Below are 24,882 nucleotides of genomic sequence, written 5' to 3' on the forward strand. Positions count from 1 at the left end.
AGGGTGGCGCGTTGCGCCACCCTTCGAGCAACACACACAAAACGCGCCCCAACCGAGCCTGCGCTCACGGAATCACGGCGATCGCCTCGACCTCGATGAGCAGGCGCGGGTCGACCAGGCCAGCCACGGCCACGAGCGTGCTGGCGGGCGGGCGCTCGGCGCTGAGGTAGCCGGCGCGCACCTCGCGTAGCATCAACGTCACATCGTGCGTCAGCCCGACCACGAAGTAGGTGACCTTGACCAGGTGCTCGAAGCCGGCGCCAGCGGCGGCCAGCGCCTGCTGAAGGTTCGCGAACACTTGCTCGGCCTGGCCCCGGTGGTCGCCCTCGCCCACGACATTCCCGGCAGCGTCGAAGGCCACCTGCCCAGAGATATACACCGTCGTGCCGCCGCTGGCAGCAACCACGTGGCTGTAGCCGGTGGGCTTGGAGAGGCCAGCCGGGCTGAGAAACCTGACGTCGGCGCTCATGCGCGCTCCTTCGCTTGGGCGGATCCTTGGCGGATTATACCAAATTCGGCTGGCCACTTGGTTCATGGTGGGGGTTCGGGGGCGGCTTCGCCAGCCCCGAATTTCTTTTTGGTATGCCCTGCCCGGCTTCGCCGGGCAGGGCATACCAAAAAGAAAGTGAGCAAACGGGGTTGGCACGGGCCTTGTGCGCCACCTACGTAGCCATACGCAGGCAACGATCCCGTTCCGGCGTTATAGCGGCGCGAGGCGCGCCAGCAGGGCATGGGCCGCAGCCGCCAGCGGTTTGAAGCCGGCCGAGTCGGCCAGGGCGGCGGCAGCCTGAAGCTGCGGCACTGCCAGCGCCGGCTCGCCGAAGTCGCGCTCGATGCGGGCGATCTCGATCGCGGTGCGGATGTACTCGGGCAGCAGCCCGCGCCGCGCGCTGTAGTCGAGTGTGTGCGCCAGCCGCATGCGCGCGCCGGGCAGATCGCCGCGCGATGCCGCGATGCGCGCCAGCCCGTGCTGCGCCGCCGCGTACACAAAGCCATAGAGCGCCTGCGGGTTGGCCATTGCGGCCTGCAGGCGCGTGGCGGCGCGGCCCTGGTTGCCGGCGGCGAGATCGAGCAACCCCAGCCCCACCTCAACCCCCGCGCGGTGCGAGGCAAACGCCGGCAGGTCGCCAAGCTGCGCGGCGAGCGCCTCGAACAGCGCCCGCGCGTCGGCAAACTTGTCGTCGAGCAGCAGCAAAAACGCCTGGTGGATGCGCGGCCAGATCGATGCCCATGCCGCCTCGGGCGCGCGCTCGGCGGTAGCCAGGCTGGTGGCCAGCCAGCGCTCGGTGGCGGCGGTGTCGCCGCGCAGCGCGCTGAGGTGCGCGAGCTGGAGCGCGCTGATCACCGCCACCGCGGCCTGGCTGGTGTCGATCGCGAGCGCGTGGGCACGCAGCAGGCACGGCTCGGCAGCGCCTGCCAGCCCCTGCATCAGCGTGGCCCAGCCGACTTGGAACAGCGCCAGGGCTGCCGGCTCGGCGCCCATGGCCTCGGGCAGATCGGCGGCGGGGTTGCCGGGCGGATCTGGCGCCGGCTGAAACGGCACAAAGCTTTCGCCGGCCACCGGCCTCGCTTGATCCAACCGCTCGGCCGCTACCGGCTGCAGCAGCATGGCCGTGCGCTGCTGCAGATCGGCCAGCGCCGGCGCGACGTTCGCGGGCTGGGTGTCGTGCGCGCGGCTGAGCACGGCGGCCTCGGCAAGGTCGCCCATGAGCGCGCGCAGCACCGCCAGCCTGCGCGGTGGCAGCAGCGCCGGCTGGCCGGGCAGCAGCGCGCGCCAGCGCTCGTAGCGCGCGGCGGTTTCGAGCACGCCGTCCCAGTCGAGCAGCGTTTCGACGATCAGCAGCCGGCCTACAAACGCGCGCCGCACCAGGTCGGCCGGGGCCTGTGCGCCCATGCGCTCGGCGGCGCGCAGGGCAGAATCGTAGTGCGCCAGCGCGGCGCGGTAGCCAAACGCCCGGCGTGCGTGATCGCCGGCGCCAATCGCGTAGCGCAGCGATTCGGCCTCGGCGCCGCGGCCGGCCTGCTCGAAGTGAAACGCCAGCTCGGCGGCGCGCGCCGGCTTCGCGCCATGCAGCGCGGCGATCGCTTCGGCGGCGCGGCGGTGCAGCAGCCTGCGGCGCGGCGACGACAGCGCGCCGCCGACGATCGATCGCACCAGGTCGTGGCCGAAGCCCAGCCGGCCATCGGCGCCCTCGGCCAGAAACTGGCGCTCGAGCAGCATCTGCGCGGCAGACAGCGCCTCGGCGCCTGCCAGCTGCTCGATCAGGTCGAGCGAGGCCGGCCGGCCGATAACCGCAAGCTGCTCGAGCAGCTCGCGGGCGGGGCCGGGCAGGCGCTCGACGCGCGCCAGCACCAGGTCGCGCAGCGGCGGCGCGCTGGCCAGGTCGGGCAGCGGCGCCTCGGTGCCGAGGCTTGGCAGCAGCGCCGCCAGCGAGCGCGCGCCATGGGCCTCGACCAGCGACTGCAGCGCCACGCCAAGCACCAGCGGGTTGCCGCTGCTGGCGGCGCTCAGGCGCAGCGCCAGGTGCGACACGCGCATCGGATCGGTGCCGGCCAGCCCGGCCAGCAGCGCCGCGACATCGCGCTCGGCCAGGCGGCCGAGCAGCAGCGGCTGCGGCGACATCTCGCGGCCCAGCGCGCGCAGCAGCTGGTGCAGCGCGGTGTTGTCGACCAGCTCTTCCGAGCGGTAGGCCAGCACGATCAGCAGGGCGTGGCGCGGCGCGTGGCGCGCCAGGCGGCCGAGCGCCGCGATCGTCGCCTCGTCGGCCCAGTGCGCGTCGTCGCACCAGACGATCAGCGGGCCCTCGCGCGCCAGCGCCAGCGCCAGGTCGACGATGCCATCCAGCAGGTAGTTGTGCCCCTCGGCCGCGCCGCCCGGCAGCGTCGGCAGATCGGGCAGGCGCTCGCGGAGCACCGGTAGCAGGTCGGCCACCTGCGCCAGCGCCACCGGCGGCAGCCGGCGCAGCAGCTCGAGCGGCGCGGTGCGGAGCAGTGGCCGCAGTGCCTCGCTCAGCGGCGCGAACGGCAGCCCGCGCTCGAGCGGCGTGCAGCGCAGCGCGATCGTGAAGCGCTGGCCGCCTGCGGCGCGCAGCGCCTCGTCGATCAGCCGCGTTTTGCCGATGCCGGCCTCGCCGACCACCGCCACCACCCCGCCGCGCCGCCCATCGAGCGCGGCGATCCAGTCGCGCAGCGCCGCTAGCTCGCCGGCACGCCCGACAAACGGCGAGCTAGCGGCAGGCGCTGCGGAGGTACGCGCGGCCGGGAGGCGCGCTGTCACCGAGGCGGCGCGCTGGTCGCCCGCTTCGTGCCTGCGCGCCTCGGCCTCGCCGTATCGCGCGGGGGCCTGGCCGCGCTCGTCGCGCAGAAGCGCCGAGTGCAGCTCGCGCGTCTGGGCCGAGGGCGCGACGCCCAGGTCGTCGTCGAGCGCGCGGCGGCAGCGCTCGTAGGTCTGCAGCGCGCCCGCCAGGTCGCCGGCGCGGGCCTGCGCGCTCATCAGCGTGCGGTACAGCGGCTCGCGCAGGCGATCGTGGGCCAGGCCGCGCCGCGCCAGATCGCCGGCGGCATCGTAGGCGCCCTGGGCCAGCCGCAGCTCGGCCAGATCGTGCAGCGCCGCCAGAAAGCGCTCGCGCAGCAGCTCGCGCAGCGTCGCGGCCCACGGCGCATCGGGCTCGTCGGCCAGGTAATCGCCGCCATACAGCGCCAGCGCCTGCTCGAGAGTGGTATCGGCGGGCGTGTCGCGGCGGTCGAGCAGCGCGAGGAACTCTTCGGCGTCGATCCAGGCGCCGCCGGCGGGGTTCCAAGCGTAGCCGCCCGGCCGGGTGAGGATGTAGCGCGACGAGGCGCGGCCGCTCGCGGGCTCGAGCAGGTGCCGCAGCGCGCTCACCGTGCTGCGCAGGTTCGTGGCGGCTGCGCCGTGGGCGGCGTCGGGCCATAGCCACTCGATCAGCTGCTCGGCTGGCACGCGTCGGCCGCGCGCCGCCAGCAGGATCCCTAGCAGCCGGCGCTCTTGCCGCGAGCGCCAGGCGCTCTCGGGCAGCGCGCGCGCGCCGCGCCAGATCGCCAGCGGCCCGAGAAGCTGTATGCGTAGATCGTCGGCCATGCCTGCCACCACCTGAACTCCAGCGCCCGGCAAGCACGGCGTGCGCCCATGCCGCAGCGCAGCATGAGTATACCATTTCTTGCGGCCGCGTGGGGCACGGTGGCGCATGCCTCAGAGCCTGTTTGAAAAGGGGGTGCGCGAGGGGTTATGCCCCTCGCACTTCCCTTCTGGCGGGTGGCGGCCACGATCGTGGCCTGCCACCCGCCAGAAAAGTGGATACTTGGAGGGACGAAGTCCCTCCAAACCACCCTTTTCAAACAGCTTCTCAGAGATTGTCTGAGAAGTAACCACCAAGACACGAAGACACCTCGATCGAGTATAGCGTATGAGCGCTTGGTGCTTTGGTGCCTTGGTGGTACACCGGCTTTTCAAACAGCCTCCCAGGGCGCCAAATCGCCCGCCGGCGCGCCCAAGGCATGCGCGCAGGGCATCGCTCGCCGGCACGGCGCTTTTTCAGCCTGCGGCGCGCCAGCGCCAGCGGCCGGTTTCCCGCATCCGGGCCGGGTGCGGCACGCGAAATCACCACCCGAGGTTGTTTTTCCTTCACTCCTACGCTGCGGGCGAACCCTATACTGAACGTATTGTTTCACGCGCCACAACGCTGCCGCAGTGTGTTCCACGCGCCCTGGATGCAATCGCGCCGCCGCTGCGGCGCTTTACAAGCCCTTGGAGGAAGCCAATGCACGGGACATGGGTGACAATAGAAGGAAACGAAGCCGCCGCGCGGATCGCGCACAAGCTCAGCGAGGTGATCGCGATCTACCCGATCACGCCATCGACGCCGATGGGCGAGCTGGCCGACGCATGGTCGGCGGTGGGGCAGCCGAACCTGTGGGGCACCGTGCCGCAGGTGATCGAGATGCAGTCGGAAGGCGGCGCGGCCGGCGCGGTGCACGGCGCCCTGCAGACGGGCGCGCTTACCACGACATTCACCGCATCGCAGGGCTTGCTGCTGATGATCCCGAACATGTATAAGATCGCCGGCGAGCTGACATCGGCGGTGTTTCACGTGGCCGCGCGCGCCCTCGCCGCGCAGGGCCTCTCGATCTTCGGCGATCACTCCGACGTGATGGCGGTGCGCCAGACCGGCTGGGCGCTGCTGTCGTCGCACTCGGTGCAAGAGGCCCAGGATATGGCGCTGATCGCCCACGCCGCTACGCTCGAGGCGCGCCTGCCCTTCATGCACTTCTTCGACGGCTACCGCATCTCGCACGAGATCAATAAGATCGAGCAGATCGACGACGCGGGCATCCGCGCGATGATCGACGACGCGCTGGTGCAGGCCCACCGCGCGCGCGGGCTATCGCCCGAGCACCCGAGCATCCGCGGCACCGCCCAGAACCCCGACGTGTACTTCCAGGCCCGCGAGACGGTCAACCCGTTCTACGCCGCCTGCCCGGCGATTGTGCAGAAATACATGGATCGGCTGGCCGCGATCACCGGCCGCCAGTATCACCTGTTCGACTACTCGGGCGCGCCCGATGCCGAGCGCGTGATCGTGGCCATGGGCTCGGGCGCCGAGGCCGCCGCCGCCACCGCCGACTACCTGAACGCGCACGGCGAGAAGGTCGGCGTGGTGAAGGTGCACCTGTTCCGGCCGTTCTCGGTGGCGCACTTCGTGGCCGCGCTGCCGCCAACCGTCAAGGCGATCGCGGTGCTCGACCGCACCAAAGAGCCCGGCAGCGCCGGCGAGCCGCTGTACCTCGACGTGGTGGCGGCGCTGAGTGAGGCCGCCAGGAGTCGGGGTGCGGCAGCCGAAGGCGATCCGTCGCAGGCCTCGGCCCCCAGCCTTCTGCCCCTGGTGATCGGCGGGCGCTACGGCCTCTCCTCCAAAGAATTCACGCCGGCTATGGTCAAGGCCGTGTTCGACGAGCTGGCCCAGCCGCAGCCCAAGCCGCACTTCACCGTCGGCATCAACGACGACGTGAGCCACACCAGCCTGGCCTACGACCCCGGCTTCACAATCGAGCAGAGCGACACCGTGCGCTGCGTGTTCTGGGGCCTCGGCGCCGACGGCACGGTGGGCGCCAACAAGAACTCGATCAAGATTATCGGCGAGGAGACGCCCAACCACGCCCAGGGCTACTTCGTCTACGACTCGAAGAAATCCGGCTCGGTCACCACCTCGTTCCTGCGCTTCGGGCCGCACGCCATCCGCGCGCCCTACCTGATCGACCAGGCCCAGTTCGTGGCCTGCAGCCAGTTCGTGTTCCTCGAGCGCTTCGACGTGCTGAAGTACGCCGCGCCCGGCGCCGTGTTCCTGCTGAATAGCACCTTCGGCCCCGACACCGTGTGGGAGCAGCTGCCGGCCGAGGTGCAGGCCACCATCCTCGAGCGCCAGCTGCACCTGTACGTGATCGACGCCACCAAGGTCGCCCGCGCCACCGGCATGGGCGGCCGCGTCAACACGATCATGCAGACGGCGTTCTTCGCGATCAGCGGCGTGCTGCCGCGCGAGCAGGCGATCGAGGAGATCAAGCGCAGCATCAAGAAGACCTACGGCAAACGCGGCGCCGCCGTCGTCGAGCAAAACTACCGCGCCGTCGACGAGACGCTGGCGCACCTGTACGAGGTGCCGGTGCTGGCCGGCGCCGATAGCGGCGGCACGGACGCTGGCCAGACGCACCGCCGCCCGCCCGTGCCTGCGACGGCGCCCACGTTCGTGCGCGACGTGCTCGGGCGCATGATCGCCGGCGACGGCGACCAGCTGCCGGTGAGCGCGCTGCCGTGCGACGGCGTCTACCCCACCGCCACCTCGCAGTGGGAGAAGCGCAACATCGCGCTCGAGATCCCGGTGTGGGAGCCGGACCTGTGCATCCAGTGCGGCAAGTGCGCGCTGGTGTGCCCGCACGCCGTCATCCGCATGAAGGTGTACGAGCCGGCCGAGCTGGCCGGCGCGCCGGCCGAGTTCCTCAGCGTCGACGCGCGCTTCAAAGAGCTGCCCGGCCAGAAGTTCAGCCTGCAGGTTGCCCCCGAAGATTGCACCGGCTGCGGCCTGTGCGTCGAAGCCTGCCCGGTGAAAGACAAGCGCCAGGTCGGCCGCAAGGCGATCAATATGGCCGACCAGCCGCCGATCCGCGAGCGCGAGGCCCGCAACTGGGAGTTCTTCCGCCAGCTGCCCGATATCGAGCGCTCCAGGCTCAATGTCGGCACGATCAAGAACTCGCAGCTGATGATCCCGCTGTTCGAGTTCTCGGGCGCCTGCGCCGGCTGCGGCGAGACGCCCTACATCAAGCTGGTGACGCAGCTGTTCGGCGACCGCTCGCTCATCGCCAACGCCACCGGCTGCTCGTCGATCTACGGCGGCAACCTGCCCACCACGCCCTACGCCGTCGACCAATCCGGCCGCGGGCCGGCCTGGGCCAACTCGCTGTTTGAAGACAACGCCGAGTTCGGCCTAGGCATGCGCCTCGCGCTCGATAAGCAGAACGAGCAAGCGCGCGAGCTGCTCGCCAGGCTGGCCGATGCCGTCGGCGCCGACCTGGCGAACGAGCTGCTCGCCGCCGACCAGCACAACGACGCCGGCATCAGCGCCCAGCGCGCGCGCGTGGCCCGGCTGAAGGAAGTGCTGAGCGCCGCGCAGCCGGCAGGCAACCCCGAGATCGCGCTGCTGCTGAGCCTGGCCGACACGCTGGTGCGCAAAGACGTGTGGATCATCGGCGGCGACGGCTGGGCCTACGACATCGGCTTCGGCGGCCTCGACCACGTGCTGGCCTCGGGGCGCAATGTCAACATCCTGGTGCTCGACACCGAGGTCTACTCGAACACCGGCGGCCAGTCTTCCAAATCCACGCCGCTCGGCGCGGTGGCCAAGTTCGCCGCCAAGGGCAAGGCTACCCCCAAGAAGGACCTGGGCCTGCTGGCGATGGCCTACGGCAATGTGTACGTGGCGCGCATCGCCATGGGCGCCGACGACCAGCAGACCCTCAAGGCGCTGATCGACGCCGAGTCGTACGATGGGCCTTCGCTGGTGATTGCCTACAGCCATTGCATCGCCCACGGCATCGACATGCGCAAGGGCCTCGAGCAGCAGAAGCTCGGCGTGCAGAGCGGCCACTGGCTGCTGTACCGCTTCGACCCGCGCCTGGCCGAGGCCGGCAAGCACCCGCTGGTGATCGACTCGAAGGCGCCCAGCGTGCCGCTCGAGCAGTATGTCTACAACGAGACGCGCTACCGCATGCTGCTGCAGAGCGACGAGCACCGCTCCGAAGAGCTGATCCGCCAGGCCAAGCAGGGCGTCAAAGAGCGCTGGGAGCACTACCAGGAGCTTGCCGCCGAGCCACACCACAACGGCAAGCCGTAGCCGAAACGTCGCGGGCCGCAGGTTGCAGCGTGCGCAGGCGCCTGCAGCCTGCGGCATACCAGCCGGCATACTCGCAGAGGAGCAAGACCAATGTCCGAGCAATTCTCCAATCAGGTCGACCTGAGCACGACATACATGGGCATACCGCTGAGAAACCCGCTGGTCGCCTCGGCCTCGCCGCTCTCGAAAAAGCTCGATCCGGTGCGGCGGCTCGACGAAGCCGGGATCGGCGCGATCGTGATGTACTCGCTGTTCGAAGAGCAGATCACCCACGAGAGCCGCGAGCTCGATCACTACCTTACACGCGGCACCGAGCACTACGGCGAAGCGCTCAGCTACTTCCCCGACTTGGGGCACTACAACATCGGCCCCGAGCCATACCTCGAGCATCTGCACCGCGTGAAGCAGGCCGTGAGCGTGCCAGTGATCGCCAGCCTCAACGGCGTCTCCGATGGCGGCTGGGTCGATTACGCGCTGCGCATGCAGGAGGCTGGCGCCGACGCGATTGAGCTGAACATCTACTATCTGCCGACCGACCCGGCGATCAGCAGCGCCGCGCTCGAAGATAGCTATGTCGAGCTGGTGCACAGCGTGCGCGCGCGGGTGCACGTGCCGATCGCGCTGAAGCTTAGCCCGTTCTTTACGGCGCTGCCGTACGTAGCCCGGCGCTTCGCCAACGCCGGCGCCGACGCACTGGTGCTATTCAACCGCTTCTACCAGCCCGACTTCGACCTCGATCGCCTTGAGGTGGCGCCGAACCTCACACTCAGCACCTCGGCCGACCTGCGGCTGCCGCTGAGCTGGATCGCGATGCTCTACGGCACTGTGCCCGTCGACTTTGCGCTCACCGGCGGGGTGCATACGGCGATCGATGTGCTCAAGGCCATGATGGCCGGCGCGAATGTCGCAATGATGACATCCGAGCTGCTCTCGCACGGCATTCATCGCGTGAGCGACATCTTGGCCGACCTGCGCGCCTGGATGGTCGAGCGCGAGTACGAGTCGATCGAGCAGATGCGCGGCAGCATGAGCCAGCGCGCCGTCGCCGAGCCGGCTGCGTTCGAGCGTGCCAACTACATGAAGGTGCTCAACTCGTTCGACCAGCACCTGCGCTAAAGCGGTCTGAAAAAGGTGGCGGCCCCGAATGTGGCCGCCACCTGCCAAAATGGGTACGCGAGGGGCTATGCCCCTCGCGTACCCATTTTCAGAGAGATGCTTAGGACTTATACCATCCACTTGATTACTTACATTTTGGTGGGGTTTGGGCGGCTTCGCCGCCCCCATTCTCTTATTGTGTTGCACGACGTGGCTTCGCCACGTCGTGCAACACTAATCGATACGTGATCAAGCGAACAGCGTATTACGCAGCTGCCGCGCGGCTATGGCTCGTAGGGCAGCACCACCCGAAAGGTGCTGCCCGCGCCCGCGCTGCTCTCAACCTCGATCTGGCCGTTGTGCTGCGTCACAATATGCGCGCTGATCGACAGCCCCAAGCCGGTGCCGTTCGGCTTGTTGGTGTAGAACGGCTCAAACAGGTGCACGCGAATATCGTCGGGGATGCCCACGCCGGTATCCTGGATCTCGATCAGCGCGACATTCTGCCCGGCCACCGTACGCACCGTGAGCGTGCCGCCATCGGGCATGGCCTCGATTGCGTTCAGCACCAGGTTCAAAAACACCTGGCGCAGCTGGTCGGCGTTGCAGCGCACGTCGGGCAACGTGTGATCGGGCGTGAAGATCATCTCAATCGCGGTGTCGCGCGCGTTCAGCCCGGCCAGCGCCAGCGTATCTTCGAGCAGCTGGTTGATATTCGCCGGCGCCAGATCGCCGCGCGCCGGGCGGTAGAAATCGCGCATGCGCTGGATGATCCCGGCGATGCGCGTGAGCTGCTCGCGGGCGATCGCCAGGTAATCCGAGCCGGCCTGCCGGTCGCTCAGCTCATTTTCGAGCAGGTACAGGCAGTTGCGCGCGGCATACAGCGGGTTGTTGATCTCGTGGGCGATCGCCGCTGCCAGCTGGCCCACCGCCGCCAGGCGCGCCGCCTGCAAAATCGCCGCCTCGGCCGAGCTGAGGCGCTCGGTGAGCGCGCGCTGCTGCTCTTCCAGCGTGGCCAGCTGGTTCGAGAGCGTGGCGGCCCGGCGGGTGCTGCGCTCTTCGAGGATCGCCGCCGCAGCCAGGCTCGCCAGCCCCTCGAGCGTCGCGCGCGCCTCGGCCGCGAACGTCCCGGTGCCGTTTTTGCGCAGCAGCAGCAGCACGCCTACCGCCTGCTCGTGGGCCACCAGCGGGATGGCCAGCACGCCGGTAGGCTGCGCGCGCAGATCCAGCGCGCGCAGCAGCTGCAGCCGCTGCTCGTCGTCCAGGCCAGGGGTCAGCGCGTTGAACTCGTCGACCGAGCTGGCGGCCTGGGCCTGGCGCGTACTAAATGCGCTGCCGAGCACCCCCAGCGCGATTGGCACATTGGTGGCCGGCAGCTGGCCAAAGCCCGTGCTCGCGCGCAGCGCCAGGCGATTGCTCGACGACTGGTACAGGTAGATCGCGCCGCAGCTCGCCTCGGGCACCAGCGCCATGGCATTGCTCATCGCGCGCTGCAACAGCGTGTCGAGCTCGCGGGCCGGCAGCAGCTCCTTGCTCAGCTCGAGCAGCGCGTTCAGGTGCGCGGTGCGGCGCCGCACCCGGCGCTCGAGCTCGGAGGCCGAGCGGGTGCGCTCGACCACGCGCCCCAGCTGCGTGCCAACGTGCGCCATCACCTCGAGCAGCGCTTCGTCGGGCTCGGCGGCCTCGGTCGAGAAAAATTCAAGCACCGCCACTACTTCGTCGCTCACCAGCACCGGAAACGCGAACCCGGCGTGGAGGCCGCTCTCGAGCGCCGCGCGCGCGCGCAGAAACTGCTGATCGTGGCCGAGTATGCTCCAGGCCGGCTTTTTCTTCGCCAGCACCTGGCCCACCAGGCCGCCGCCCGGCCCGATCCGCAGCGCCTCGGTCTGCTTCTGAAACGCCTCGAACAAGCCCGGCTGATCAAAGTGCCAGATCGCCGTCGGCACCAGGCCGTCGTCGCGGCCGTCGGAGAGATACACATGGCCAATCGGCCAGCCGGTGTGCGCGCAAATCTGGTCGATCGCCTGCTGGAGCGCCGCCTCGACGGTGGTGGCCTGGTTCGCGGTGACGGCGACCTCTTGGAGCAGATGGACAAAGTTCGTCTGGCGGCGCAATGCCGCCTCGGCGCGCTGGCGCTCGGAGATATCGCGGATCACGCTGATCACCAGCAGGCCCTGCTCGGTTTCGAGCGGGCTGAGGCTCACCTCGGTGGGAAACTCGCGCCCGTCTTTGTGCATCGCGATCAGCTGATAGTTCGAGCCCATCGGGCGCGTGCGCGGCGCGTCGGCGTAGAGGCTGCGGTAGTGAACATGCCGCTGCCGCAGGCGCTCGGGCAGCAGCATCTCGATCGGCTGGCCAATCAGCTCGTCGCGGCTATAGCCGAACATTGCTTCGGCTTGCTGGTTGACGATCGCCATTGCGCCCAGGCCGTCGACGATCACAATCGCGTCGGGCGCGGCTTCAAGCAAGCTTTGAAACTGAGTATCGGGGTAGCTGACGTGCTCAGCCAGCATGTTATTCGGCTGGCGGATATGCAACGCCCCTGGTTGTTTCGGCATGGGCGCCCCATTCTTGTCTGCACCAAACCACCGGCCAACGCCCGCAGACATAGCCGAGTACATCCTAATTGACGAGCAACCGCGCTTCGGTTGAGAAATCGCAACGCGCGGTAAAGAGCTATTTACTCAACCCTTTTCAGACAGCTTCCAAAGATAACAATATGGCGCCGGCTGCCTGTAACAGCCGGCGCCATATTCGAGCGAGCCGAGCTCGAGGTGCAGGTTATCCCAGAGGCTTGGGCTGCGGCCGGTTCGGCGGCAGCGTATTCTGCTGGTTCCACGTCCACGGCGTGCCGACGATCGGCAGCAGGAAGCGGTCGAGGCCATACCAGCCAGCGACCTTCCAGGCCATAATCAGCAGGATCGCCAGGGTGAACAGCACTGCGTTGGTGCTGGCCGCGCCGGCCATAATGAAATTCCAGTTCAGCAGCGCGCCGAAGAACGCGGCGATGCCGACAAACGCTCCGACGATCAACGCCACGCCGATCAGCGTCTCGCCAAAGGCCACCAGCGGCGCAAACCAGCTATACCAGCCGTTGTCGAGCATGAACTGGATAAAGCTGCGATACCAGTCGAACGCGATCGCCGGCTTGCCGGTGTCGGGGATCTTTACGGCGTTGGTCCAGAAGCCCTTCAGCGCCGCGCCGCCGTCGAGCCAGCCCTGCCCGGTGATCTTGTGGTAGCCGGCGTTGATCCACTGGTAGCCCAGGTAAAGCCGAACGATCGCCCATAGCCAGGCGAGCTTGGTGTTGCTGAACAGCAGCTGCGCGATCGGCGGGTCGGCGATGATCACGTCGCCCTTGGTGTTGGTGAGCTTGGCGTTCATGGTGTTCCTCCAATTACATTCGGCTTCAGCGCCGATGTGCGATTAAATGGGGCTTCGTCGCCACCAGATTTCTTGTGCTAGAGCGTACCATTTTTGGTGAAAAGCGTTCGGAAATAGGTGACAACAAGAAGTTGTGTTTTGTTCACTTTCGTTTCTGGCGGGTTGTGGCTGGCGCCAGCCGCGACCCGCCAAAGCACAGCGGTACTTTCTTTGTACGTATGTGCGCTTGTTCCGCGCTATGCGCGGAACAAGCGCACACAAAGCTGCCGCAGGCAAAAAAAGCTGCGTGCCAGCCAACTTGCATGTCCTTCGGTTTATGGTACACTGCGTCATGAAGAGACACCTCGAACCGCAGCGCAGCTACCTCGCGCATGGCAACAGTCGGCAACTCATCATCTCTACCGTGGATCGTGATGGCAGAAGGGGAGAGCGACATGACCTCGACCAGCGAGACCTTCGACTATGTGGTCATTGGCTCCGGCTTCGGCGGTAGCGTGTCGGCAATGCGGCTGACGGAGAAGGGCTACCGGGTGCTGGTGCTCGAGCGCGGCAAGCGCTTCCGCGACGAGGACTTTGCCAAAACTACCTGGAATATCCGCAGGTACCTGTGGATGCCAGTGGCGCGCTGCTTCGGTATTTTGCAGATCAGCCCGTTTCGCGATGTGTTCGTGCTGCACGGCTCCGGGGTGGGCGGCGGCAGCCTGGGCTATGCCAACGTGCTGATGGAGCCAAGCGACGAGCTGTTCGCGGCGCCGGCGTGGCACAAGTTCGCCGATTGGAAGAGCATTCTGCGGCCGCACTACGACACTGCCAAGCGCATGCTCGGCGTGGCGCCAAACCCGCGGCTGTGGCCGGCCGACAACACGCTCAGGCTGATCGCCAAGGATCTCGGCCAGGAGCAGACGTTTCAGCCAACACCGGTCGGCACGTTCTTCGGCGAGCCAGGCGTGGAGGTGCCCGACCCATATTTTGGCGGCGAGGGGCCGGCGCGCAGCGGCTGCATTCACTGCGGCGGCTGCATGGTCGGCTGCCGCCACAATGCCAAAAACACGCTGATGAAGAACTACCTGCACTTCGCCGAGAAGTGGGGCGCGCAGGTACGCGCCGAGTGCGAGGTGCGCGACATCCAGCCGCTGCCGGCCGGCCAGGCCGACGGCGCGCGCTACGCCGTGGTGCACCGCAGCTCGACGGCCTGGCGCAAGGGCAAGCCCACGGTGGTGCGCGCGCGCAACGTGGTGGTGTCGGCCGGCACGCTTGGCACGCTGCGGCTGCTGTTTCGCTGCCGCGATATCACGCGCTCGCTGCCGGGGATCTCGCGGCGCCTCGGCGACATTGTTCGCACCAACAGCGAGGCGCTGCTTGGCGTGGTGAACCGCAGCCTGAAGACCGATTACTCGCAGGGGATCGCGATCACCTCGATATTCAATGCCGACGCGGTGACAACGATCGAGCCGGTGCGCTACTCGGCCGGCTCGGATCTGATGCGCTTCCTGGCCGGCCCGCTGCTCGATTCGGGTACGTTCGGCCAGCGGCTGCTGAAATCGGCGCGCGATATCGTCCGGCGCCCGGCCGACTTTATGCGCACCCACGTGCTGCCGGGCTGGGCCAAGCGCACCACGATCATGCTGGTGATGCAGACCGAAGACAACCGCATCAGCGTGCGCCTCGGCCGCAGCCTCACCACGCTGTGGCGGCGCGGCCTGGTGTCGCAGCCCGATGCCGAGCACAGCATCCCGACCTCGATCCCGATCGGCCACGAGGTAACCAAGCGCTTCGCCGAGATGACCAACGGCATTGCCTCGGGCACGATCAACGAGGCGCTGCTGAACATCCCGATGACTGCGCACATCCTGGGTGGCTGCCCCTTCGGCCACGACGCGCGCGAGGGCGTGGTCGACCTCGACTGCCAGGTGCACAACTACCCCGGCCTGTATGTGGTGGACGGCTCGATCGTGCCGGCCAACCCAGGCGTGAACCCGAGCCTCACGATCACCGCGCTGGCCGAGTATGCCATGAGCCGGGTGCCGCACGCGGCCGAGCGCGCCCAGGCCGGCGAGCTTGTGCGCCCGCTGCGCCCGCGCGTGGCGCTGGCCCGCGAGCCATAGCACGCGCCAAACCGGGCGAGGCACAACACTTCCCGCAACGGGCGGCGCCGCGGCGCCGCCCGTTGTGCTGCGGCGCACGCGCAGTTGCCGAACGATAACCCGCGCTTTCCGAACCTTCCCGCCAGGCGGCCGCCCACAGGCGTATACTGATTCATACGCTCGAGCTACGTCGTGGGCGTTTTAGCCTTCGGCCGAGCGCTCCTTATACGCTTTTCGCTTGATCACGTAGAGATTGTGTTGCACGACGTGGCTTCGCCACGTCGTGCAACACAATAAGCAATGGCGGCGGCGAAGCCGCCCCAAACCCCCAGCAAAGGGTAGGTAATCAAGCGAATTTGGTATTATAGCTGGGATCATGAGCAGGTAGTATGTCTACGGCAGCTGTGGGGCTGCGCACTGCCCTCGCCTGCAAGCGAGACAGCGCGACGCCGCTCGCGCCCTGAGTAGAAAAGTACCGCCATGAGCCGTGTCGACGCCGACACTTCCACCGCCGCGCCAGCCAGCGCGCCGCACCCGAGCGGCGACAACCGCTTCAAGCTGCTCGAAGCCACCATGAAGCGCCTGCAGTACCAGCCCGACGCGCTGATCGAGGTGCTGCACAAAGCTCAGGAGCTGTTCGGCTACCTTTCCGACGACCTGCTGCTGTATGTCGCGCACAGCCTCAAGCTGCCGCCAAGTCGCGTCTATGGCGTAGCCACCTTTTACCACTTCTTCTCGCTCGCGCCGCAGGGCCAGCATACCTGCGTGGTGTGCCTCGGCACCGCCTGCTACGTCAAGGGCGCTGCCTCGCTGCTCGCAGCCGTCGAGCACGCGGCCGGCATCAAAGCCGGCGCCACCACAGCCGACAACCAGCTCTCGCTGATCACCGCGCGCTGCCTGGGGGCGTGCGGCATCGCGCCGGCGGCGGTGTTCGACGGCGCCGTGGCCGGCCACCAGACGGTCGAGGCGCTGGTGGCGCGCGTGCGCGCGGCGCTTGCAACGCCCGGCCCGCCGCGCAACACCTGATCTGCACCACAGAGGCACTGAGCGCTGAGAAATTGTTTGAGACATAACCACCAAGACACCAAGATCGTGTAAACCAAGATCGTGTATGCCGTGTTGGTGCTTTCTCAGCGTTATCTACCGCTTGGTGCCTTGGTGCCTTGGTGGTACACAGGCTTTTCAAACAGACTCTGAGATTTTGGAATATGAATACATCCTCGCCTCTGTGTCCTCTGTGTCTCTGTGGTTAACCTACCCTGCCTGGAAGCAGGATGCGAGGCAGCTATGGATCTCGCCGAGCTACATGAGATCGCCGAGCACGAGCGCAAGGCGCGCCGGCCCATGCAGATCAGCTGCTGCGTGGCGGCCGGCTGCCTCTCGGCCGATGCCCAGGCCGTGAAAGATCGCCTGGCGGCCGAGGTTGCCGCCGCCGGACTTGCCGACCAAGTCGAGGTGTGCGGCGTGGGCTGCATGCGCCTGTGCAGCCAGGGGCCACTGGTACGCGCCGACCCGGCGGCGGCGCTGTATGGGCCGGTGGCGCCGGCCCATGCGCCGGCGATTGTCGCCAGCCTTGGCGAGCGCGCACCCACCGCCGCGCTGCCGGCTGCCTGCGACCTGGGGCAGCCGTTTTTCACGCGCCAGCGGCCGGTCGTGCTCGAGAACAGCGGCCAGATCGACCCCGAGCGGGTCGAGGCGTATATCGCGGCCGGCGGCTACGCGGCGCTGCACCACGTGCTGCACGACATGCGCCCCAGCGACGTGATCGATCTGATCACGCGCAGCGGGCTGCGCGGGCGCGGCGGCGCCGGCTACCCCACCGGCCTGAAGTGGGCCACCGTGGCAAAAGCGCGCGGCGAGCGCAAGTTCGTGGTGTGCAATGGCGACGAAGGCGACCCCGGCGCGTTTATGGACCGCAGCGTGCTCGAAAGCGACCCGCACCGCGTGCTCGAGGGCATGGCGATCGCCGCCTACGCCGTAGGCGCCAGCCAGGGCTATGCGTATGTGCGCGGCGAGTACCCGCTGGCCATCCGCCGGCTGGAGATCGCCATCCGCCAGGCGCGCAAGCATGGCCTGCTGGGCAGCCAGATCTTCGAGTCGGGCTTCGACTTCCGCGTCGACATCCGCATTGGCGCGGGCGCGTTTGTGTGCGGCGAAGAGACGGCGCTGATCGCCTCGATCGAGGGCCGCCGCGGCACGCCGCGCCCGCGCCCGCCCTACCCGGCCGAGCGCGGGCTGTGGGGCTGCCCGACACTGATTAATAATGTCGAGACGTTCGCGAATATCACGCCGATCGTGCGCAATGGCGCCGAGTGGTTCGCCAACATCGGCACCGCGAAGAGCAAGGGCACAAAAGTGTTCGCGCTGGCCGGCAAGATCCGCAACACCGGCCTGATCGAAGTGCCCATGGGCATCGCGCTGCGCACGATTGTGGAAGAGCTAGGCGGCGGCGCGCCCGACGGCGGCCAGATCAAAGCGGTGCAGACCGGCGGGCCCTCGGGCGGGTGCATCCCGGCGGCGCTGTTCGACACGCCGGTCGACTACGAGTCGCTGGCGCAGGTAGGCTCGATCATGGGCTCGGGCGGCATGATTGTGATGGACCAGGCCACCAGCATGGTCGAGGTGGCGCAGTTCTTCATGGAATTCTGCCGCGACGAGTCGTGCGGCAAGTGCGTGCCCTGCCGCGTCGGCACGGCGCAGCTGCACCGCCTGCTCACGCGCATTCGCGCGGGCGAGGCCAGCGCGGCCGACGTCGAGCGCCTACGCGAGCTGTGCGAGATGGTACGCGCCACCAGCCTGTGCGGGCTCGGCCAGGCCGCACCGAACCCGGTGCTCAGCACGCTGCGCTACTTCCCCGAGGAGTACGAGGCGCTGCTGAAACACGCGCCAGAGGTGACGGATCAGCAGGCGGAGGGGCAGGCTGGGCCTGCCGCCGACGCCTAATACGCTCTTCGCTTGATCACTTTAGGGATTACAACACTTGCGTGATTCGGCTTCCTAAAGGCAGGAGATTGAGCCTGCGGCAGCATAGTACTCGTTGATCTTCTGTGTCCAGGTTCCGCGCTGCGCGCGGAACCTGGACACGTCCAAAACGAAAGTACCGCTCTGCCGAAGGCTAAGGGCGCCAACTGGGTAAGTGCTAAGAAATTTGGGGGCGGCTTCGCCGCCCCCAAACCCCCACTAAAGTGTACGTAATCAAGCGAATAAGGAAAGTACCGTGCTGCACAGGACTGCGAGGCAAGCACTATGGCTGTCAAAACACTCACAATCGACGACCGCCTGGTGAGCGCCGACGAGGCGCAGAGCGTGCTTGAGGCCGCGCGCGACGCTGGCATCGGCATCCCGACCCTCTGCCACCTCGAGGGCGTATCGGAGCTGGGCGCCTGCCGGCTGTGCCTGGTGGAAGTCGCCGGATCGCCCAAACTCCAGCCGGCGTGTGTCACCAACGTGGCCGAGGGCATGGTCGTCAGCACCAGCAGCGCGCGCCTACGCGAATACCGGCGCATGATTGTCGAGCTTTTGTTCGCCGAGCGCAACCACGTGTGCGCGGTGTGCGTTGCCAACGGTCACTGCGAGCTGCAGAACCTGGCGATCGAGGTGGGCATGGACCACGTGCGCTACGAGTATGCCTTCCCGGTATGCGCCGTCGACATCACGCACCCACGCTTCGGGCTCGACCACAACCGCTGCGTGCTGTGCGCGCGCTGCGTGCGCGTGTGCGACGAAGTGGAGGGCGTGCACACCTGGGATGTCGCAGGGCGCGGCGCGAGCGCGCGTGTGATCACCGACCTGAACCAGCCCTGGGGCAGCGCGAGCAGCTGCACCGCCTGCGGCAAGTGCATGATGGCCTGCCCGACCGGCGCGATCTTCCGGCGCGGCGCGACCGTGGCCGAGATGGAGCACGAGGCAGCGCGGATCGCGGCGATTGTGGCGGCGCGCGGCGAGCGCTGGTAGGCAGCACGAGAGGCTATTGCAGCGCGCATGAGCACACTTGGCCGTGCTCATGCGCCCGGGGCCACGCCGCACGTCACACGCTCTGCGCTTGGCTACCAAGGCAGGCGAAACCTCTGGTTTCCGAGGGAGAAAGCGATGATCACCAAGCTCAAGCTCGCGACGATCTGGCTCAGCGGGTGCTCGGGCTGCCATATGTCGTTTCTGGACACCGACGAGTGGCTGATCGACCTTGCCGCGCGCGTCGAAGTCGTCTATAGCCCGCTTGTCGACGCCAAAGTGTACCCGCGCGATGTCGATGTCGCGCTGGTGGAGGGCGCGGTGGCGAACGACGACCACCTGCGCATGATCGGCCTGGTGCGCGCTCGGACAAAGCTGTTGATCAGCTTCGGCGACTGCGCGATCAGCGGCAATGCGACGGCGCTGCGCAACCCGCTGGGCGCGCCCGAGGCGCTCGTGCGGCTGATCTACGCCGAGCGCGCCGACGCGCACGGCCAGCCGCCCGACGCTGCAGGTATTGTGCCGGCGCTGCTCGGCCAGGTGCGGCCCGTGCACGCGGTGGTGCCGGTCGACGTATACCTGCCGGGCTGCCCGCCGCCGGCCGCGCGCATCCGCGCCGCGCTCGAGCAGCTGCTGGCGGGCGAGCCGGTGCGCCTGGCCGGGCGCGATCAGCTCAAGTTCGGGTAGACGCAGGAAAAGCACCGCGCCGCCGAGGGCAAAAAACGCCGGCCGCGCAGGCCGTACAGCTGAAAGACAAACACCATGGCGCAGCATATTATCATCGACCCGGTAACGCGCATCGAAGGCCACGCGAAAGTCAGCATTCTGCTCGACGACGACGGCCAGGTGAGCGAGGCGCGCTTCCACGTGGCCGAGTTCCGTGGCTTCGAGAAGTTCTGCGAGGGCCGCCCGCTATGGGAGATGGCCGGCATCACCGCGCGGATCTGCGGGATCTGCCCGGTGAGCCACCTGCTGGCGTCGGCAAAGGCCGGCGACCGCATCCTGGCAGTGATCGTGCCGCCGGCGGCCGAGAAGCTGCGCCGGCTGATGAACCTGGGCCAGATCGTGCAGTCGCACGCGCTGAGCTTCTTCCACCTGAGCGCGCCCGACTTGCTGCTGGGGATCGAGAGCGACCCGGCGCGGCGGAATGTGTTTGGCCTGATAGCCGCCGAGCCCGAGCTGGCGCGCGGCGGCATCCGGCTGCGCCAGTTTGGCCAGGAGATCATCGAGGCGCTGGGCGGCCAGAAGATCCACCCGGCATGGGCGGTGCCCGGCGGCGTGCGCGCGCCGCTCGGCCGCGAGGGCTACGCGCGCATTCGCGCCTGGCTGCCCGAGGTGCGCAGCATCGCGATCGGCGCGCTGGGGCGCTTCAAGCGGCTGCTCGATCAGTTCCGCGAAGAGGCGCAGATCTTCGGCAACTTCCCAAGCCTGTTCATGGGCATGGTCGCGCCCGACGGCAGCTGGGAGCACTACGACGGCGCCATCCGCTTCGCCGACAGCGCCGGCAATGTCATCGCCGACCGGCTCGACCCGGCGCGCTACCACGACTATATCGGCGAGGCGGTGGAGCCGTGGTCGTACCTCAAGTTTCCGTTCTACCGGCCGATGGGCTACCCCGACGGCAGCTACCGCGTAGGCCCGCTGGCGCGCCTGAATATCTGCGCGCGGATCGGCACGCCGCTGGCCGACGCCGAGCTGCGCGAGTTTCGCCAGCACGGCCACGGCATGGTCACATCGTCGTTCTTCTACCACTACGCGCGGCTGATCGAGATCATCGCGGCAATCGAGCGGATCGAGCTGCTGCTCGACGACCCCGACATCGCGCCCGGCGCCGAGGCCGGGCGGCTGCGCGCCGACGCGGGCATCAACCAGCTTGAGGGCGTTGGCGCCAGCGAGGCGCCGCGCGGCACGCTGTTCCACCACTACCAGGTCGATCGCGATGGGCTGATCCGGCGCGTGAACCTGCTGATCGCCACTGGCCAGAACAACCTGGCGCTGAACCGCACGGTCGCGCAGATCGCGCGCTACTATTTGAGCGGCCCGCGCGTGAGCGAAGGGCTGCTGAACCGCGTCGAGGCCGGCATTCGCGCGTTCGACCCGTGCCTGAGCTGCTCGACGCACGCGCTGGGCACGATGCCGCTGACGGTGACGCTGCTCGGGCAGGATGGCGCGGTGCTCGACGAGGCGGCGCGATGAGCAGATCCAGACGGGCGGCCAAACGGACGACCAACGACCGACGAGCAAAGGCGCCGGGGCGCACTCCTTTGGCGGTTGGTCGTTCGTCTTCGATCGTCGTGATCGGCTACGGCAACGCGCTGCGCGGCGACGACGCGGCTGGGCCGCGCGTGGCTGCGGCGGTGGCCCGCTGGCGCGCGCCGGGCGTGCATGCGATCGCCGCGCAGCAGCTGGCGCCCGAGCTTGCCGCGCCGCTGGCGCATGCCCGGCTGGCGCTGTTCATCGACGCCAGCGCGGGCGATGCCACGCTGCGCCTGACGCAGCTGGCGCCGGCGCCGCCATCGGCGCTGGGCCACACCGGCGGCCCCGGCGCGCTGCTGGCGCTGGCCGCTGCGGCCTATGGCGCCTGCCCGCCAGCCTGGCAGATCGCAGTGCCGGCCAGCCAATTCGCGATCGGCGCACGGCTCTCGCCGCGCACCCGGCGCGGTGTCGCGCAGGCGTTGCGCATGATTCGCACGCTTATCGCACCAGATTGATCAGCTCCAGCGCTACCCCACTGTAACCCCATCTCGTATAATAAGGCTAGGACTTACGCAGTTGCCATCGTTGTGTGTGCGGTTTTCCGCGCTCCGCATGGAAAAACCGCACACCTTTACAGAGCCGGGTACCGCTCTGACGAAGGCAGAGCCTGCCAGCTGCGTACGTCGTACAGGCTACGCGGGCATCCCGCCGCAGCCAACATTCGTACCACCAACCAAGTGCATAAGCCCTGTTATTGAGGAGCATGCCGTGGACACTTCGATTATCGATGCCCCGCATCCTGGTTCCATCGAGCGTCACACTCGGCGCCCGCGGCCGGTAAATATGTTTTTCTCGCCCAAGGCGATTGCGGTGATCGGCGCCTCGGAGACGCCCGGCAGCGTCGGGCGCACTGTGCTCTGGAACCTGGTAAGCAGCCCATTTGGCGGCACTGTCTACCCCGTCAACGCCAAGCGCTCGAGCGTGCTGGGGATCAAATCATACCCCAGCCTGGCCGCGCTGCCCGAGCCAATCGACCTGGCGGTGGTGATCACGCCAGCGCCAACCGTTCCCGACATCATCGCCGAGTGCGTCGACACCGGCGTGAGCGCCGCGCTGATTATCTCGGCCGGCTTCCGCGAGACCGGGCCAGACGGCCTGGAGCTCGAGCAGCGCGTGATAGAGCAGGCCCGGCGCGGCAACCTGCGGCTGATCGGGCCCAACTGCCTCGGCGTGATGCGCCCCACCAGCGGGCTCAACGCCACGCTGGCGAATGGCGTGGCGCTGCCCGGCAGCGTGGCGTTTATCAGCCAGAGCGGCGCGCTCGGCGCGTCGATCCTCGACTGGAGCATTCGCGAGCATTTTGGCTTCAGCGCATTCGTCTCGGTCGGCTCGATGATCGACGTCGGCTGGGGCGACCTGATCGATTTCCTGGGCAACGACCCGTACACCAAGAGCATCCTGCTGTACATCGAGTCGATCGGCGACGCGCGCGCGTTTATCTCGGCGGCGCGCGAGGTGGCGCTGAGCAAGCCGATCATCGTGCTGAAGGGCGGGCGCACCGCAGCCGCGGCCCACGCCGCCGCCGCGCATACCGGCTCGCTGATCGGCAGCGACGAGGTGCTGCACGCCGCGCTGCGGCGCTGCGGCGCGGTGCGTGTGAACTCGATCGCCGACCTGTTTAATATGGCCGAGGTGCTGGCGAAGCAGCCGCGCCCGGCCGGCCCGCGCCTGGCGATCGTCACGAATGCCGGCGGGCCGGGCGTGCTGGCCGCCGACGAGCTGCTGGCCAATGGCGGCGAGCTTGCGCCGCTGGCGCCCGACACAGTCGCCGCGCTCGACAAGCTCTTGCCCTACCACTGGAGCCACGGCAACCCGATTGATATCGTCGGCAATGCCAGCCCGGATCGCTACACCCGCGCCGTCGAGTTGGCGATCAACGACCCGACCAGCGATGGCCTGCTGGTGATCCTTGCGCCCCAGGCGGTGACCGACCCATCGGCTACGGCCAAGCAGATCGCGGCGCTGCCGCGCGGCAGCAAGCCGGTGCTGGCAAGCTGGATGGGCGGCGCCTCGACGAGCGAGGGCGAGTCGCTGCTGAATCGCGGCAACATCCCAACCTTCCCCTACGCCGACACTGCCGCGCGCATGTTTCACTACATGTGGCGCTATAGCTACAACCTGCGCAGCTTGTACGAGACGCCGATACTCCCCGAGGCCTCCGAGATCGTCTCGGCCCAGCGCGCCGAGGTCGAGCAGCGCATTCTGGCGGCGCGCGCCTCGGGCCGCACCCTGCTCACCGAGGTCGAGTCGAAGCAGCTGCTGGCGGCCTACGGCATCCTCACCGCCGAGTCGCGCGTGGCCACCAGCGAGGCGCAGGCGGTGGCGATCGCGCGCGAGCTGGGCTTCCCGGTGGTGCTGAAGCTGCTTTCGAGCACGATCGCGCACAAGAGCGATGTCGGCGGCGTGAAGCTGCACCTCGACAACAGCGCCTCGGTGCGGCGGGCCTACCGCGCGATCCGCGAGTCGGTGATCGCCTACGCCGGCCCCGAGCACTTTGAGGGCGTGTCGGTGCAGCCAATGATCGCCGACGACGGCTACGAGCTGATCGTCGGCAGCAGCCTCGACGAGCAGTTCGGCCCGGTGCTGCTGTTCGGCGCGGGCGGCCAGATGGTCGAGGTGATCCGCGACCACGCGCTGGCGCTGCCGCCGCTTACCACCACGCTGGCGCGCCGCATGATCGAGCAGACGCGCGTGTTCCGCGCGCTGCTGGGCGTGCGCGGCCGCCCGCCGATCGATATGGCCGGGCTCGAGCAGCTGCTGGTGCTGTTCAGCCAGCTGGTGATCGAGCAGCGCTGGATCAAAGAGATCGAGATCAACCCGCTGCTGGTGTCGGCCGAGCGCATGATCGCGCTCGACGCGCGCGTGGTGCTGCACGACGCCGATATGACCGAGGCGCGCCTGCCGCGCACCGCCATCCGGCCCTACCCCTCGCAGTATGTCAAGCCCTGGGCGCTGCACGACGGCACGCCGGTGCTGATCCGCCCGATCCGCCCCGAGGACGAGCCGCTGATCGTCGAGTTCCACGGCACGCTCTCGGAGCAAAGCGTGTACCTGCGCTACTTTTACCCAATGTCGCTCGACCAGCGCATCGCCCACGAGCGGCTGTCGCGGATCTGCTTCATCGACTACGACCGCGCGATGGTGCTGGTGGCCGTGCATACCGACGCCGAGACCGGGCGGCGCTCGATCATTGGCATCGGCAACCTGCTGAAGGCGCCCACCAGCAACGACGGCGAGTTCGCCGCGGTGGTGAGCGATACGTTCCAGAGCCAGGGGCTCGGCACCGAACTGCTGCGCCGCCTGATCGAGATCGGCCGCGACGAAAATCTCGACCGGATCATCGCCGATGTGCTGCCCGAGAACCGCGATATGCAGCGGGTGTTCCAGAAGCTCGGCTTTCGCTTCCGCCGCTCGCTCGGCGACCCTACCAAGGTCGAGTTCGATCTGTAGCGCGCCTCCTATTGCGTCAATTTGCTCGCGTTCTTTTTGCGCTGCTCTGCCCGGCTTCGCCGGACAGAGCAGCGCAAACTAATTATGACTTACGCAGTTGGCGAGCTCAGCCTTCGGCAGAGCGGTACCTCATTCCGTAGAGGTGTGCGGCTTTTCCGCGCTCCGCGCGGAAAAACCGCACACACGATGATCAAAAAGTACCGGCTGCCGCAGGCAATATGCGCGGCTTCGGGAAGCCGAACAGCGCAACTGCATAAGAT

Annotated in this window: 14 protein-coding genes; 10 read left to right on the top strand and 4 right to left on the bottom strand. The window is 68.0% G+C overall.

The annotated features are described in order from the left end of the window. Positions 1-64: 64 nt before the first annotated feature. Together U0177_RS22495 and U0177_RS22500 are read right to left on the bottom strand one after the other, a co-directional pair. Positions 65-469 carry a RidA family protein gene (locus U0177_RS22495; protein ID WP_409572915.1) on the bottom strand — a complete coding sequence of 135 codons (405 nt, stop codon included), beginning with the start codon at positions 467-469 and terminating at the stop codon, positions 65-67. 231 nt (positions 470-700) lie between these two features. Then, entirely contained in the window at positions 701-4,099 is a 3,399-nt protein-coding gene (locus U0177_RS22500; protein WP_409572916.1) for an ATP-binding protein, read from the bottom strand. Between the two features lie 679 nt (positions 4,100-4,778). Here U0177_RS22500 and nifJ point away from each other — a divergent pair. Further along, positions 4,779-8,402 carry a pyruvate:ferredoxin (flavodoxin) oxidoreductase gene (gene nifJ / locus U0177_RS22505; RefSeq protein ID WP_409572917.1) on the top strand — a complete coding sequence of 1,208 codons (3,624 nt, stop codon included), beginning with the start codon at positions 4,779-4,781 and terminating at the stop codon, positions 8,400-8,402. A gap of 90 nt (positions 8,403-8,492) precedes the next feature. Beyond that, positions 8,493-9,518: a dihydroorotate dehydrogenase-like protein gene (locus U0177_RS22510; protein ID WP_409572918.1), complete on the top strand. Its 1,026-nt coding sequence runs from the start codon at positions 8,493-8,495 to the stop codon at positions 9,516-9,518. A gap of 263 nt (positions 9,519-9,781) precedes the next feature. Here U0177_RS22510 and U0177_RS22515 read toward each other — a convergent pair whose 3' ends face one another. Both U0177_RS22515 and U0177_RS22520 read right to left on the bottom strand, forming a co-directional pair. Next, a complete protein-coding gene (locus U0177_RS22515) occupies positions 9,782-12,055 on the bottom strand; it encodes an ATP-binding protein (protein ID WP_409572919.1) in 2,274 nt (757 codons plus the stop codon). A 223-nt stretch (positions 12,056-12,278) separates the two neighbouring features. Next, a complete protein-coding gene (locus U0177_RS22520; RefSeq protein WP_409572920.1) occupies positions 12,279-12,881 on the bottom strand; it encodes a DoxX family membrane protein in 603 nt (200 codons plus the stop codon). A gap of 434 nt (positions 12,882-13,315) precedes the next feature. On the opposite strand from U0177_RS22520, the gene U0177_RS22525 reads away from it, so the two are divergent. The 8 genes from U0177_RS22525 (at position 13,316) to U0177_RS22560 (ending at position 24,622) form a co-directional block, all read left to right on the top strand. Continuing rightward, a complete protein-coding gene (locus U0177_RS22525; protein ID WP_409572921.1) occupies positions 13,316-14,986 on the top strand; it encodes a GMC oxidoreductase in 1,671 nt (556 codons plus the stop codon). A gap of 459 nt (positions 14,987-15,445) precedes the next feature. Next, positions 15,446-15,991: a bidirectional hydrogenase complex protein HoxE gene (gene hoxE / locus U0177_RS22530; RefSeq protein WP_409572922.1), complete on the top strand. Its 546-nt coding sequence runs from the start codon at positions 15,446-15,448 to the stop codon at positions 15,989-15,991. Between the two features lie 261 nt (positions 15,992-16,252). Beyond that, positions 16,253-17,908: an NADH-quinone oxidoreductase subunit NuoF gene (nuoF, locus tag U0177_RS22535; RefSeq protein WP_409572923.1), complete on the top strand. Its 1,656-nt coding sequence runs from the start codon at positions 16,253-16,255 to the stop codon at positions 17,906-17,908. 303 nt (positions 17,909-18,211) lie between these two features. Beyond that, entirely contained in the window at positions 18,212-18,919 is a 708-nt protein-coding gene (gene hoxU, locus U0177_RS22540) for a bidirectional hydrogenase complex protein HoxU (RefSeq protein WP_409572924.1), read from the top strand. 138 nt (positions 18,920-19,057) lie between these two features. Next, positions 19,058-19,603 (top strand): oxidoreductase, encoded by a 546-nt coding sequence (locus tag U0177_RS22545; RefSeq protein ID WP_409572940.1) that lies wholly within the window; start codon positions 19,058-19,060, stop codon positions 19,601-19,603. A 75-nt stretch (positions 19,604-19,678) separates the two neighbouring features. Continuing rightward, the gene (locus tag U0177_RS22550; protein WP_409572925.1) at positions 19,679-21,112 is read left to right on the top strand and encodes a Ni/Fe hydrogenase subunit alpha; all 1,434 of its coding nucleotides are present in this window, start codon (positions 19,679-19,681) and stop codon (positions 21,110-21,112) included. 68 nt (positions 21,113-21,180) lie between these two features. Further along, on the top strand, positions 21,181-21,627 hold the full coding sequence (locus U0177_RS22555; protein WP_409572926.1) for a hydrogenase maturation protease: 447 nt from the start codon (positions 21,181-21,183) through the stop codon (positions 21,625-21,627). A 328-nt stretch (positions 21,628-21,955) separates the two neighbouring features. Further along, complete coding sequence (locus U0177_RS22560) at positions 21,956-24,622, top strand: bifunctional acetate--CoA ligase family protein/GNAT family N-acetyltransferase (protein ID WP_409572927.1); 2,667 nt, start codon at positions 21,956-21,958, stop codon at positions 24,620-24,622. Positions 24,623-24,882 lie beyond the last annotated feature (260 nt).

It is taken from the genome of Kouleothrix sp., from assembly GCF_046328425.1.
GTDB lineage: Bacteria > Chloroflexota > Chloroflexia > Chloroflexales > Roseiflexaceae > Kouleothrix.

Bases quoted from the DNA above. Each gene is read 5' to 3' on its own strand.
- U0177_RS22495 (WP_409572915.1), bottom strand. From the start codon at position 469: ATGAGCGCCGACGTCAGGTTTCTCAGCCCGGCTGGCCTCTCCAAGCCC.
- U0177_RS22500 (WP_409572916.1), bottom strand. From the start codon at position 4,099: ATGGCCGACGATCTACGCATACAGCTTCTCGGGCCGCTGGCGATCTGG.
- nifJ (WP_409572917.1), top strand. From the start codon at position 4,779: ATGCACGGGACATGGGTGACAATAGAAGGAAACGAAGCCGCCGCGCGG.
- U0177_RS22510 (WP_409572918.1), top strand. From the start codon at position 8,493: ATGTCCGAGCAATTCTCCAATCAGGTCGACCTGAGCACGACATACATG.
- U0177_RS22515 (WP_409572919.1), bottom strand. From the start codon at position 12,055: ATGCCGAAACAACCAGGGGCGTTGCATATCCGCCAGCCGAATAACATG.
- U0177_RS22520 (WP_409572920.1), bottom strand. From the start codon at position 12,881: ATGAACGCCAAGCTCACCAACACCAAGGGCGACGTGATCATCGCCGAC.
- U0177_RS22525 (WP_409572921.1), top strand. From the start codon at position 13,316: ATGACCTCGACCAGCGAGACCTTCGACTATGTGGTCATTGGCTCCGGC.
- hoxE (WP_409572922.1), top strand. From the start codon at position 15,446: ATGAGCCGTGTCGACGCCGACACTTCCACCGCCGCGCCAGCCAGCGCG.
- nuoF (WP_409572923.1), top strand. From the start codon at position 16,253: ATGGATCTCGCCGAGCTACATGAGATCGCCGAGCACGAGCGCAAGGCG.
- hoxU (WP_409572924.1), top strand. From the start codon at position 18,212: ATGGCTGTCAAAACACTCACAATCGACGACCGCCTGGTGAGCGCCGAC.
- U0177_RS22550 (WP_409572925.1), top strand. From the start codon at position 19,679: ATGGCGCAGCATATTATCATCGACCCGGTAACGCGCATCGAAGGCCAC.
- U0177_RS22560 (WP_409572927.1), top strand. From the start codon at position 21,956: ATGTTTTTCTCGCCCAAGGCGATTGCGGTGATCGGCGCCTCGGAGACG.